This window comes from Niallia tiangongensis (assembly GCF_044704065.1).
GTDB classification, from domain to species: domain Bacteria; phylum Bacillota; class Bacilli; order Bacillales; family Cytobacillaceae; genus Niallia; species Niallia tiangongensis.
Genome location: NZ_CP162613.1, coordinates 4,987,120 through 5,000,209, shown reverse-complemented (window position 1 = coordinate 5,000,209; position 13,090 = coordinate 4,987,120). Strand labels below are relative to the sequence as shown.

13 protein-coding genes are annotated in these 13,090 nt (G+C 36.2%); 10 read left to right on the top strand and 3 right to left on the bottom strand.

Annotation, left to right across the window (positions count from 1 at the left end; genetic code table 11):
* Positions 1 to 212 precede the first annotated feature (212 nt).
* Positions 213 to 548: a VOC family protein gene (locus tag AB3U99_RS23620; protein WP_400248170.1), complete on the bottom strand. Its 336-nt coding sequence runs from the start codon at positions 546 to 548 to the stop codon at positions 213 to 215.
* A 218-nt stretch (positions 549 to 766) separates the two neighbouring features.
* Here AB3U99_RS23620 and AB3U99_RS23615 point away from each other — a divergent pair, with 218 nt between their 5' ends.
* The 3 genes from AB3U99_RS23615 (at position 767) to AB3U99_RS23605 (ending at position 3,342) form a co-directional block, all read left to right on the top strand.
* A complete protein-coding gene (locus AB3U99_RS23615; RefSeq protein ID WP_400244382.1) occupies positions 767 to 1,228 on the top strand; it encodes a hypothetical protein in 462 nt (153 codons plus the stop codon).
* 89 nt (positions 1,229 to 1,317) lie between these two features.
* Positions 1,318 to 2,349 (top strand): polysaccharide pyruvyl transferase family protein, encoded by a 1,032-nt coding sequence (locus tag AB3U99_RS23610; RefSeq protein ID WP_400244380.1) that lies wholly within the window; start codon positions 1,318 to 1,320, stop codon positions 2,347 to 2,349.
* Between the two features lie 234 nt (positions 2,350 to 2,583).
* The gene (locus AB3U99_RS23605; protein WP_400244379.1) at positions 2,584 to 3,342 is read left to right on the top strand and encodes an alpha/beta hydrolase; all 759 of its coding nucleotides are present in this window, start codon (positions 2,584 to 2,586) and stop codon (positions 3,340 to 3,342) included.
* A gap of 78 nt (positions 3,343 to 3,420) precedes the next feature.
* On the opposite strand, the gene AB3U99_RS23600 is transcribed toward AB3U99_RS23605, so the two are convergent.
* Positions 3,421 to 4,059, bottom strand: a complete 639-nt coding sequence (locus AB3U99_RS23600) for a copper homeostasis protein CutC (protein ID WP_400244378.1) — start codon at positions 4,057 to 4,059, stop codon at positions 3,421 to 3,423.
* Between the two features lie 124 nt (positions 4,060 to 4,183).
* On the opposite strand from AB3U99_RS23600, the gene AB3U99_RS23595 reads away from it, so the two are divergent.
* The 3 genes from AB3U99_RS23595 to AB3U99_RS23585 all read left to right on the top strand — a co-directional run bounded on the left by AB3U99_RS23595 (position 4,184) and on the right by AB3U99_RS23585 (position 7,469).
* Complete coding sequence (locus tag AB3U99_RS23595; RefSeq protein WP_400244377.1) at positions 4,184 to 4,912, top strand: alpha/beta fold hydrolase; 729 nt, start codon at positions 4,184 to 4,186, stop codon at positions 4,910 to 4,912.
* A gap of 480 nt (positions 4,913 to 5,392) precedes the next feature.
* Positions 5,393 to 6,229, top strand: a complete 837-nt coding sequence (locus AB3U99_RS23590) for an ATP phosphoribosyltransferase regulatory subunit (RefSeq protein ID WP_400244376.1) — start codon at positions 5,393 to 5,395, stop codon at positions 6,227 to 6,229.
* A 682-nt stretch (positions 6,230 to 6,911) separates the two neighbouring features.
* Positions 6,912 to 7,469: a tyrosine-type recombinase/integrase gene (locus tag AB3U99_RS23585; protein ID WP_400244375.1), complete on the top strand. Its 558-nt coding sequence runs from the start codon at positions 6,912 to 6,914 to the stop codon at positions 7,467 to 7,469.
* A gap of 37 nt (positions 7,470 to 7,506) precedes the next feature.
* Here AB3U99_RS23585 and AB3U99_RS23580 read toward each other — a convergent pair whose 3' ends face one another.
* Positions 7,507 to 8,199: a universal stress protein gene (locus tag AB3U99_RS23580; RefSeq protein WP_400244374.1), complete on the bottom strand. Its 693-nt coding sequence runs from the start codon at positions 8,197 to 8,199 to the stop codon at positions 7,507 to 7,509.
* A 231-nt stretch (positions 8,200 to 8,430) separates the two neighbouring features.
* Here AB3U99_RS23580 and AB3U99_RS23575 point away from each other — a divergent pair, with 231 nt between their 5' ends.
* The 4 genes from AB3U99_RS23575 to AB3U99_RS23560 are packed head-to-tail and all read left to right on the top strand — an operon-like array spanning position 8,431 to position 13,072.
* Positions 8,431 to 10,848: a Na+/H+ antiporter subunit A gene (locus AB3U99_RS23575; RefSeq protein WP_400244373.1), complete on the top strand. Its 2,418-nt coding sequence runs from the start codon at positions 8,431 to 8,433 to the stop codon at positions 10,846 to 10,848.
* The gene (locus AB3U99_RS23570) at positions 10,832 to 11,257 is read left to right on the top strand and encodes a Na(+)/H(+) antiporter subunit B (RefSeq protein ID WP_400244372.1); all 426 of its coding nucleotides are present in this window, start codon (positions 10,832 to 10,834) and stop codon (positions 11,255 to 11,257) included. The genes AB3U99_RS23575 and AB3U99_RS23570 overlap by 17 nt, the downstream gene beginning before the upstream one ends.
* A complete protein-coding gene (locus AB3U99_RS23565; RefSeq protein WP_047940925.1) occupies positions 11,257 to 11,595 on the top strand; it encodes a Na(+)/H(+) antiporter subunit C in 339 nt (112 codons plus the stop codon). The genes AB3U99_RS23570 and AB3U99_RS23565 overlap by 1 nt, the downstream gene beginning before the upstream one ends.
* Positions 11,588 to 13,072 (top strand): Na+/H+ antiporter subunit D, encoded by a 1,485-nt coding sequence (locus tag AB3U99_RS23560; RefSeq protein ID WP_400244371.1) that lies wholly within the window; start codon positions 11,588 to 11,590, stop codon positions 13,070 to 13,072. Before AB3U99_RS23565 ends, AB3U99_RS23560 begins: the two co-directional genes overlap by 8 nt.
* Positions 13,073 to 13,090 lie beyond the last annotated feature (18 nt).

Here is a 13,090-nt window from a genome sequence, read left to right as displayed (position 1 = left end):
TCTTCCTTTTATTTTGATTCGCTTATCGGCGAATCAAATTTATAATTTTGCAAAATTATTCAGTATTTTATATAGAAAGGAAGCATTTGTCAATTAGAAGTTTGATTTTTATCTAGAGGATCGTGTTTAGTGAGGTGAAAACTAATAATGGAGCGGGGAAAAAGTGGTGTTCATCAACCTAACCCAAAAAGTACAAATAAAAAGCTACCTAATCAGGCAGCCTCTATCTCACTCATTAATGCATGCATATTTCCCTCGGAATCACGGAAGAAGGCCATCCATGTTTCGGTAGTTCCCATCTTAGCAACAAGGTGTGGTTTACTTACAATAACAACTTCATTCTTTATTAACTTCTCGCAAGCTGATTTGATATCCTCCACTTGAAAATAAATCGTTGAGCTTGGATGATCGAATTCTTTATTTTCCGGTAGAGTGATGAGTAAACGCAAACCTTTACAATCAAAAATGGCCATAGTATCTGTTTCAAATAAAAGGGTAAGACTAAGTTTTTCTTTATAAAATTGAATAGCATCATCTAAAGTTTTTATTGTTATGCCGATTTGTCAAGATTTTTTGTATCAAGATGGTTCCCCCTTCATAACGAAATTTTCTGACAAATGAATTTTATATAAATATTACCAATATCTATCAAATTTCGCTTAGAGGATTTATCCAAGGGGAGTGGAGGTATCTTAACTATATCTATTTTTTAACAAACTAGGCATACTTGAACCGTTCATCCTGATAGGAAGAAGGGAGGATGAGGATGTTTTCTCTAAGCGATCTTGATAAATTCGCATGGGCCTTTTTCGTTATATTGCCTATCGTTAGCTTGATTCATGCCGCTGGACATCATTTTTTTGTTTGGCTGTTTGGTGGAAAGGGTGATTTGATCGTTGGAAAGGGGAATGAGATATTTTGTATTGGTCCCATCCATATTCACTTGTTCTATTTTGTGGACGCAGCTTGTCATTATAAAGGGATTGAGAAGAAAAAGAGATGGCAACAGATGTTGATTCATGGGGGAGGCGCTTTGTTTAACTTATTGTCCATTCTTTTGGTCAATTTCTTAATCGTACAGGAAGTTCTGCCAAAGAACTCCTTTTTCTATCAATTTGCGTATTTCTCCCTATACTATATCTTTTTTGCATTGCTTCCTTTTGATTATGGAGAAAATGCTCCAAGTGATGGCAAGGCAATTCTATTGGCATGGAAACAGAAGAAGTAAGAGAGAAAGTTACTAATTGGAGAATAAATACTGCTTATTTGGGGTACATGACAGTAAACCCTAAGATCTATAGAAGGAGGAATGGCATTATGCTAAATCAAGCGAGAAAAGAGTTTAATATAGTAAAAGGAATTGCTCCTAATGTAAATCAGGAAGCTTTATTAAATAATAAAAGAAAAGTGTTTCTGTTTGGCTCTCCAAGTTATACGAATATCGGTGATCAGGCTATAGCGTATGCGGAAGAGAAATTTATTAAAAATTGCTTCCCTTACTATGAATATATTGAAATTATGGATTATGCAACTGAGGAAGGAATCGATTTAATTAAAAAGATTATTAAAGCGGATGATGTTGTTTGTTTTACAGGGGGAGGGAATTTAGGAAGTTTGTACTTGGATATTGAGGAAGATCGCAGAAAGGTCATCGAGTCATTTAAAGATTATCGAACGATTGTATTCCCACAATCTGCCTTTTTTGAGGATACAGAGGAAGGACAAGCAGAGAAGAAAAAAAGCCAAGAGGCATATAACAAAAATCCTAACCTCACTTTAGTAGCAAGAGAGAATCAGACATTAGAAATCTTAAAAGATACTTTCCAAGCAAATGTACTGTACACTCCGGATATGGTGCTATCCCTTTCCATTGAACCGAGGGACCTTGAAAGGGAAGGTGTTCTGTTTGTTTTAAGAGCAGATAAGGAAAAAGTAACAGAAGAAAATTTCGTATCGGACTTAATGAACTTGCTTGGAAAAGATAATCCGGTGGAACGAACGGATACCGTGCTTTCAGAGGTGGATGTGATTGATTATGTTGACCGAGAAACTCAATTATTAAAAATGCTTGATAAAATTGGTTCCAAAAAATTAATTATCACGGATCGTTTGCATGCAATGATCTTTTCTATTATCACAAAGACTCCTTGTTTAGTATTTGGTAATAGCTATGGAAAAGCAAAGTATTCTTATAATGAATGGTTGCATGAATTATCTTTTATTGAATATACCGATAATAAAGATTTAAATGAGATACTAGCTATTATTGAAAGATTGCAAAGCACGGAACCGAATAAGATTGATGTAACGGAGGATTTCCAAGTGTTGAAGGATTTTTTTAGAGGGTAAGACTGTCCCAACAATGGTTAGAGAGAAGCGCTATCAAGGAAATATATTGATAATGTAGTATCTTAATCATTGATGGGCTTTTTTATTTTGTGAAACGTCTCTATATAAAAAGATTAAAAGAAAACGCTTCCAAATTATTAGAGTGTAATATATACTAACTTATATCGAAACATTTCTATAATATTCATTAAAATATCGAGAAAAACAAGAATGAATAAAAAGTAGGTGTATAAATTGGCTGTTTCCAAAATGAATTTTCGTTCTGATGTTTTAGGAAAAGTAACTTCTATGAATATATATCTTCCTGATAAAGAGAATAGCGCCCCTATGCCTGTTATCTATCTATTACATGGATGGTCCGATAATGATGAAGCATGGTTAACTGCTACATCACTTGAAAGATACGCATCAGACTATGAATTTGCTATTGTGATGCCCCAAGTAGATTTAAGTTACTACACAGATATGGTACATGGAAATCGCTATTGGACGTTTTTATCAGAAGAACTACCAGCGTTAGTTAGAAAATGGTTTCGCATTTCGGATCAGAAAGAAGCTAGTTTTGTGGCTGGACTATCAATGGGAGGGTATGGTGCAACAAAATTGGCTCTAACTTATCCGAATCGGTTCAATAGCTTTGCTTCCTTATCCGGGGCAATGGACGTTGTAGAACTGTGGAAAAGGGATAGAAATAGAGATAAAGAGTTTGCTAATATTTTTGGTTCCATTAATGAATTGAAAGGAAGTAAGAATGATTTATTTCACTTATTAGAGAACTTTGATGATAAAAATGAGATAGCTATGCTGCAAATCTGTGGTACAGAAGACTTTCTTTATCAAGATAATCTAAAGTTTAGAGAGAAAGCGAAAGAAAAAATAAAAGATTTTCATTATGTTGAAATGCCAGGTGATCATAATTGGGCATTTTGGGATCAAACCATTCAGATTGTATTAAAATGGTTTGACGAGAACTATACTAGAGGAAATAATTAGTGGTAGGGACTGTCCGATTTAATTAGGGATAGTCCCTTTACTTGTTTGTTAACGGAAGAGTTGGCAGATTAAAACTTTTTATAAATCCCCAAGAATTCTTGTCCCATGTACTTCTTCAATACCTAACTGGGCAGAAAGAAAAGGGAGATTAGCAGATGTTATTCCCCCACCAGGAACAATAATGATTTTTCCAGAAGCGTATTCTATATAACTTTTTAGCACTGGTATGTTATCCTCTATTCTAGTAGATAGAGGCCCACCGTGTGTTAAAATACGGCTCACTTGATGAGCAACGAGCCAGTCAATTGCTTGAAATTTTCGAGTAGGAGCAATTTGATCAAAGGCCATATGAAAGGTAATCTCCATATTTGTTGCAGCATTTAAACATTTCTCCATTGCTATTTCATCAATCCAATTATCCTTATTCAGACAACCAACAACCACTCCGTTGATTCCGAGATTCTTAAAAAGGAGAATATCTTGGCACATAATATCTACTTCATCTTCGTTATATATAAAGTTACCACCTCTTGGACGAACAATGGCCATCACGTTTGTATGAGTATTTCTACAATAGGAAATGGTCTTTGCAGCAACGCCATAGCTAACAGTAGTTCCTCCTACTGATAGATTATCGCAGAGCTCAATGCGATCTGCTCCCTTTTGAATAGCGCTTGGAACAAGGGTGAAGTTTTCTAAGCAAACTTCTTTTATCATGTTTCAACACCTACCAATAAAAAGTCTAATTCAGATAGTGTACCATATATTTACTGTGAAAAATCAGTTATACTTGATGAAATATAAAAATTTAGAAAATTAGTAAAATAAGGAGAGGAAGCGATTGAAATTACATACTTCTATCCAAGGAAAAGGAGAACCGATTGTATTTATTCATACTGGTTTGCAAACAGGGCTAACAGATTTTGAGTATCAAAGAGATTTTTTTCAAAGGCATTATCAGGTGATTTCTCCTGATTTACGAGGGCATGGGCATTCAGTAGTTGCAAATTTCTCTAATTACTATGATGAATCTGCTAATGATTTGTTTGAAACATTGGAGCATGTAGGAATAGACTCTGCCCATATTGTAGGAGGATCATTAGGAGCATTGGTAGCAATTATTTTTGCAAAAACGTATCCTGAAAAAGTAAAGAGTTTAACTATCTCGGGGGTTATGCCCTTAAAACCTGCCGATTGGCAAGAAATACATAAGAACGAAGTAGAACAGCAAACGCATCTTTTAAAAAATGAAGAGGTAGCAGCTTATTTTAACCAAATTCATATGGGGGATTGGAGAGAAATGCTTTTAACAACTCAAGATCCAGCTTGGTATCCATTTCAAGAAATAAAGGATATACGTTCATTAAAGATGCCGATTCTTTGTATAGTAGGCGAAGGAAAAAGAGAAGAGGTAGAGGGTGCTTGCTATTATCGAGAAATAAATTCAAATGTACACACTGCAGTTATCCCTTTTGGCGCGCATTTAGTACAGGATGAACAACCGGAGATTTATGCGAAAGTACTAGAAGCTTTTCTAATAAAACAAGTAAATGGAAAAATGCGGATATAGAGGATAGCTATCATCTTATTAAAAAGCTAATTTGTTATTGTTTTCTAATTTCCAATATGTTAAAGTATTTGGAAAATAAGAGGTGATTGAAATGGTTACACGTACGCACAGCATCAACCTTTCACAATTACATCATCATAAAAAGTAGTCTTGCTATTTCGATTTAAAAATCGTATATAGGAAGACTATTTCTCATGAAACCGCATTTGATTAAGCTTAAATCAAGGGCGGTTTTTTATTTTTATTGTTTTCTAAAAGATTGTTGTTTTTTCAATAGGAAAAAGAATTAGTTGGAAATAATTAGCAGCCGGAATACACGTAGACTCCTGTGGGATTAGCGAGACAGTCTGAGACCCTGCAGGAGCGTAGCGACGAAGCGGCTCAGCGCGAGCCCCACGGAAAGCGAAGTGTATTCCGGCTGCGGGCGATAGCAACAAACTTTACGAAAATAGCCTTTATTTTAATAGGAGGAATGAAAAAATGAAGAAGATGAATTATCAAAATGTAAAAGGAACGCTGGATTATTTGCCGAGAGAGGAAGAAATTAGAAGAAATATTCGTAGAACAATTGAAGACGTATTTATTCAGTATGGCTGTAAACCGATTGAGACACCTATCTTAAATTATCAAAAATTGCTTGCTTCTAAATATGCAGGTGGAGCAGAAATTTTAGAAGAAATGTATACACTTTCTGATCGGGGCAAAAGGGAACTGGCATTGCGCTATGATTTAACGATTCCATTTGCGAAAGTAGTTGCGATGAATCCAACGCTTAAAATGCCTTTTAAACGTTATGAGATTGGCAAGGTTTTTCGAGATGGTCCGATTAAGACAGGTAGATATCGAGAGTTTACACAGTGTGATGTGGATATTGTAGGCGTTCCATCGCAATTGGCAGAAGCAGAGCTGATGATGATGGCTTTAGATATATTTAAAAAATTAAAGATGGAAGTAACGATACAATACAATAATCGGAAATTATTAGTTGGATTTCTTTGTCAATTGAATATTGCGGATCAATTGATAAATCGGACGATTTTGATAGTAGATAAAATCGAAAAAATTAGCTTAGATAAAATAAAGGAAGAACTAAGAGAAGTTGGATTAGAACAACCGGCAATAGAGGCTATTGATAATTTTTTACAAAAGGATTTAACCGGCATAATAAAATACTATCAACAACTGGCAGAAAAAGAAGAGAGCATTAGACTAACAGAGAGCCAGTCTCTAAGCCCGAGCGGAGGAAAAAAGGAGCGCGAAGGTAACAGAGAACCAGTCTCTAAGCCCGAGCGAAAGAAAAAAGGAGCGCGAAGGTAACAGAGAGCCAGTCTCTAAGCCCGAGCGGAAGAAAAAAGGAGCGCGAAGGTAACAGAGAACCAGTCTCTAAGCCCGAGCGGAAGAAAAAAGGAGCGCGAAGGTAACAGAGAGCCAGTCTCTAAGCCCGAGCGGAAGAAAAAAGAAGCGCGAAGGTAACAGAGAGCCAGTCTCTAAGCCCGAGCGGAAGAAAAAAGGAGCGCGAAGGTAACAGAGAGCCAGTCTCTAAGCCCGAGCGGAGGAAAAAAGAAGCGCGAAGGTAACAGAGAACCAGTCTCTAAGCCCGAGCGGAAGAAAAAAGGAGCGCGAAGGTAACAGAGAACCAGTCTCTAAGCCCGAGCGGAAGAAAAAAGGAGCGCGAAGGTAACAGAGAGCCCGTCTCTGGGCCCGAACGGAAGAAAAAAGAAGCGTGAAGGTAACAGAGAGGGCAAAACAAAGCCCGAAGCCCATTTCATAAAAAAAGAAGGTTACGCAAAAACACGTTCCTATTCTTTTTCAAATCAATCAAAACCCCCTTTCCTACAGCAGCTAAAATCATTTTCCCAAGAAGCTTCTTCAACAGACTATTTCCAAAACAAAAGAAGCATACTACAAAAGAAAAAACGTTAGATTCACAGTTAATCGTTGTAATGTTACTTAAATGATGATAACATAAAGTTATGTAACATTATTGGGAGGCAAACCGATGGAATATGTCGATCCTATAAAAGAAATCGAAAGTATTAATGCAATTAAAGAAGTATTGCGTAAACAATCACAAAGAGATTTGCTACTTTTTGTGTTAGGTATTAATACGGGGATAAGAGTAAGCGATTTACTCGCATTGAAGGTTCGGGATGTAAAAGATGAATCTGGAATGAAAGAGTTTTTGTATCTTCATGATGATGATGAAGTAAAGGCATATTATTTAAACGGTAAGGTGCATACGGAGTTAGAGAAATATATGGAGGAACGTGAATTCGAAGAGGATGAGTTTCTTTTTAAGTCACAGAAAAATAATCAACCAATTACCCGCCAGCAAGCCTATCGAATTATTAATAAGGCGGCGAAGCTAGTTGGAATTCCTGGAAAAATTGGAACGCATACGTTGAGAAAAACATTTGGCTATCATGCGTATCGAAAAGGGATTGCGATTTCTTTACTGATGAATGTATATAATCATACTTCCCGGTCTGAAACGCTAAAATATATTGGGATTAAAAAGCAAGAAAAGCGATTAGTAAAAGTGGATGTCAATCTCTAAAAAAAACTCCACCAAATTAGGTGGAGATTAGTCAAACTTATAAATAGTCATCATCGTTACTAGCGTCTGTATCGATATCAACGTTTGTTAATTCGTTAACAATATCCTCATGTACTTGCACTTGCAATGTTTCTTTATCTTTCATAAATTTAAAAACACCATTATTGAAATCTGTACCTTGTTCTTTAAAGAAAATTCCTTCATACATTACATGTTTTGTATGATTGAAGATTAGGCGATATCCGTTTTCTTCTTTTACTAAATATGCACGTACACCTTTTTCATATTGGCCTTCTGGGTTTTTCAAAAAGCGGGCAACAGAAATGATATGAAGATCAACAAAAGGGATTTCACGTAATAACGAATTAATAATAGAGCCTTTAGCAATCTGTTCCCAACGACTTTGTGCTGTTTGACCAAGAACAATTTGGGTGATTTTCTTTTCTCTAGCTACTTCTGCAATTACTTTAGAGATAGGCCTCGATTCCTTATCTTTAATGATAAACGCGTCAGCGCTATGACGTTCAGCTAATTCTTTCCATCTAGCAATATAATTTGATTTTTCAGCATCCAACTCATCAAACGGTTTCGGATCAACAGTAAGGATATAGAGTGGACAATCAAGCATATTAGCTATTTTACAGCCTCTTTGTATAAGGCGTTCACCGTTAGGTCCGTAATAAACGCAGACTAGAATACTTTCATCCATGCGTTCTTTTCCATTTACCATAATTTTTTTCACCTCAATAGATGTGAATGATTTACACCACTAATAATAAACTATGTATGACTATAACGTATGCTACTTTATGAGTCAATGTATTTCTTAAATTATCCAAATGACAAATATAATCCGTTTCTTTTACTAATAGTAAGGTTAGACATAGTTTTGATTATAAATACGTTCTATCTAAAGAAAACCAAAAATATAAACTCGCATAAAAGGAGGAGGATACAACAAATGACTTGGTTCCATTTTATGATATTGCTGCCATTTATGTTTGCACTAATTGTACCTTTTATATATAAAAGGCTAACGCCTCGAATTCATACAGGCTGGTTCGTCCTGTTTGTTCCATTAACCATTTTTCTTTTCCTATTGATGTACATCCCAAAAATAGCGAGAGGAGAAGTGTATACTTCTACAGTCAAGTGGATACCCGCTTACAATATTAACTTTACTACGTATTTGGATGGGCTTAGCTTAGTATTTGGATTATTGATTGCAGGAATAGGGGCTTTGGTGATTCTGTATTCTATTTTCTATTTATCAAAGCACCGGGAAGCTTTGCATAACTTCTATGTCTATTTATTGCTATTCATGGGAGCTATGCTTGGGCTAGTAGTATCTGATAATTATTTTGTTTTATATGTATTTTGGGAAATTACTAGTGTATCCTCCTTTTTACTAATAGCTTATTGGTATGAAAGAGATCGCTCAAGATATGGTGCCCAAAAAGCAATGTTGATTACTGTCTTTGGCGGACTAGCTATGTTAGCAGGACTGATCATGCTCTCTATTATGGCAGATACGACAAGTATTAGAGAGACCATAGCGAATGTCCATCTAATCCAAAATCACGGTTTATTTATACCAGCCATGATTCTTCTTTTGCTTGGCGCTTTTACAAAATCAGCGCAATTTCCGTTTAGCATCTGGCTGCCGGATGCTATGGAAGCACCTACGCCCATTAGTGCGTATTTACACTCTGCGACCATGGTAAAAGCAGGAATTTATTTAGTTGCTCGTTTGACACCGATTTTCGGCGGCACAGCAGAGTGGTTTTGGTTTGTTGTAGGAATTGGTCTATTCACTTTATTATATGGTTCCTTTAATGCCGTGAAACAAACAGACTTAAAGGCATTATTAGCCTATTCAACGATTAGTCAATTGGGACTGATTATGAGTTTACTGGGTATAGGTTCTGCTGCATTATATAAGGATTTAGGAGTAGAAGAGGCGGGATTATATGCAACAGCTATTTTTGCAGCTATTTTTCATTTAGTAAACCATTCCACCTTTAAGGGTTCTTTATTTATGGTTGTAGGGATTATTGACCATGAGACTGGTACTAGGGATCTTCGGAGACTGGGTGGATTAATTCACTTAATGCCCGTTTCCTTTACTCTTACTGTAATTGGTGGTTTTTCGATGGCAGGTCTTCCTCCATTCAATGGTTTCTTAAGTAAAGAAATGTTCTTTACAGCTGTAGTGAATGCCTCACATATGGAAATGTTCAATCTTCAGCATATCGGTATGTTTCTTCCGATTATCGCGTGGATTGCAAGTATCTTTACGTTTGTATATTGCATGATCTTGGTTTTCAAAACATTTAGAGGAAAAAACAAAGCGCCAAAATTAGATAAAGAGATTCATGAAGCGCCAATTGGTTTATTAATCTCGCCTATTATTTTAGGAGCACTTGTTATTCTGTTCTTCTTTATTCCCAATGTGGTATCCAAGTATTTATTAAAACCAGCGTTTGCATCGGTATTACCATCTCTTGCGCATACGGTGGAATCCAAAAAAATCAGTGCCTTCCATGGATTCAACACAGAACTTTGGATGACCATTGGGGTTGTGGTAGTAGGAATTATCTTATATCTACTATTAAGAAAATGGTATAAGATTTATCGCCTCTATCCACAGACTATCACATTAAGCAATTTATATAATCTTAGTTTGGAATATACAGAAAAACTGGCAAAATTAATAACTGATTTTTATATGACGGGATTCCTTCGTGATTATTTAGTCTATATATTCGGATTCATCATTGTGATAATTGGGGGATCTCTAGTGCTGTTTAATGGGGTTACTTTCGATATGTCTCAAGACTCACCAATTAGTTTTTTTGATATTGGAATAGTTATTGCAATGATTATAAGTTCTGTTACTGTTCTTTTCTCAAAGTCAAGGATTACATCAATTGTAGCAGTCGGAGCCCTAGGCTTTCTTGTTTCGTTTTTCTTTGTTCTTTTCAGAGCTCCAGATTTAGCACTGACTCAATTAGTAGTAGAGACAGTAACCACTGTTTTATTCCTGCTGTGCTTCTATCATTTACCGCAATTAAAGAAGGAAATGAGTAAAATCCGTTTTAAAGCGGTCAACGCCATTATTTCTGTAGGAGTAGGTGCAGTTGTAACCATTGTTGCTCTTTCTGCTAATGGGACACATCTATTTGACTCTATTTCGAGCTACTATGAAGACTCATATAAATTGGCAGGGGCAAAAAATATTGTCAATGCTATATTAGTTGATTTCCGAGGAATAGATACAATGTTAGAGATCCTTGTCCTTACAGTTGCTGGTCTAGGAGTGTACACATTAATAAAGGTTAGACTTGTAGGAGGGGATAAGAATGAAGAAACCAAATGATATTATCATCCGAAGTGTCACAAAGGTTGCAGTCGTTATTATCCTCACCTTTGCGATAAATCTGTTTGTATCTGGGCATCATTTTCCAGGTGGCGGATTTATTGGCGGTCTTACGTTTGCTGCTGCGATTATTTTGCTTTTTCTCACCTTTGATATTGAGACTGTTCGAAAAAATATTCCTGTCGATTTCAAAGTGTTAGCAGGGGTAGGTGTGCTAATTGCTGTTTTAACTGGCGTTGGTGGAATGGTATTTGGAGAAGCGTTTTTGACCCAAGCATTCGGATATTTTGAATTGCCCGTTTTCGGAAAAACAGAGTTAGCAACGGCGGTCATTTTCGACATTGGAGTTGCTCTAGCCGTTATCGGTACAGCGATAACCATTATTATGACGATTGGGGATGATCGATAATGGAGACATTAATGTCTATTCTGGTGGGAGTATTATTTTCCATCGGAATTTATCTTATTTTAACAAAGACGTTATTACGAATTATTTTAGGAACGTCGATTCTTGGTCACGGTGTAAACTTGCTAATTATTACAATGGGTGGATTGAATAAGGGCGGTCCGCCTCTTTTAGGAATAACCGATCATACTTTTGCAGATTCCTTGCCGCAAGCATTGCTGCTTACAGCCATTGTAATAAACTTTGCAACGACTGCTTTGTTTTTAGTCCTAAGCTATCGTGCATATAAAGTGCTTGGCACCGATGATACTGATTTATTGAGGGGTAATGAGGATGAATAATCTTGTGATATTTCCGATCATCCTTCCTATCGTATTTGCGATGATCATGGTGATTTTTAGAGACAAAGTGATGTTACATCGGATTTTAAGTCTAGTGGCGACTACTTCTGTTTTTATTGTGACTATCATTTTAATTACACAAATTAAAGCAGAAGGAATTCAGTCCATTCAGTTAGGAGGATGGGAGGCGCCATTTGGAGTTAGTATGGTTGCAGATATGTTTGCAGCGATTCTTGTTTTAGTTTCGAGTATTGTTGGATTTTGTTGTTTATTATACGCATTTCATTCAATCGGTGAGCAAAGGGAGAAATATTATTTTTATCCGTTATTTTTGGTTCTGATAACGGGGGTAAATGGTTCCTTTTTTACAGGAGATATTTTCAACCTATTTGTTTGCTTTGAAGTAATGCTAGTTGCTTCTTATGTATTAATTTCTTTAGGAGGAACAAGGGTTCAGTTAAGAGAGTCGATAAAATATATTTTAATAAACATTATCTCGTCATTTCTCTTTCTTGTGGCTATTGCTTATTTATATGCGATTACAGGAACGTTAAACTTTGCGCATTTATCCGTTCGAATTGCCGAAGTTGGTCAAGATGGATTAATGACAACAGTGGCTATTTTATTTTTAATTGTGTTTAGTTTAAAGGCAGGGCTATTTTTATTCTTTTGGCTTCCTGGCTCCTATAGTGCACCACCGACAGCTATTGCTGCTATTTTTGCTGCTCTTTTAACAAAAGTAGGAATGTATGCAATTATCAGAGTATTTACCTTGATATTTTATCATGAAGTACAAATTACACATCTATTAATCGGCATCCTTGCAGCTATCACGATGACCCTTGGAGCAATCGGAGCGGTTGCTTATAGAGATATTTATAAGGTAATGACCTATAATGTGGTCATTGGTGTCGGCTTTATTTTAGCAGGAGTCGCTACTTACACAACTGCGGGGATGACTGGTTCTATCTATTATTTTATCCATGACATGGTGATTAAGGCACTTGTTTTCCTATTAGGGGGCACCATTATCCATCTTACGGGAACAAGTAAATTAGACGATATGAACGGATTGATTCGCTTGCATCCTCAATTAGGCTGGATGTTCTTTATTGCAGCATTATCCTTATCAGGGATTCCACCTTTAAGTGGCTTTCTAGGAAAAATATTTATCACGGAAGGGACCTTTACGGCAGGATATTATTGGCTAGGCGCATTCGGACTGATTAGTAGTTTATTTGTTCTTTACTCTATTATGAAAGTATTTATGTCGGTATTTTGGGGATATACCGATATAACACTAGAAGAAGAAAAAGGGACAACAAAAGGATTAATGCTGCCAATTGCTCTGCTTACTTTCTTGACGATTGCTTTAGGTATTGGTACAGAAGCAATACATGAATATGTAGATATGGCAGTGGAAGGGTTAATGAATCCTCTTTATTATATAGAATCTGTTTTGGGGAATGGAAAATAAAAGGAGTAATTTAATAGA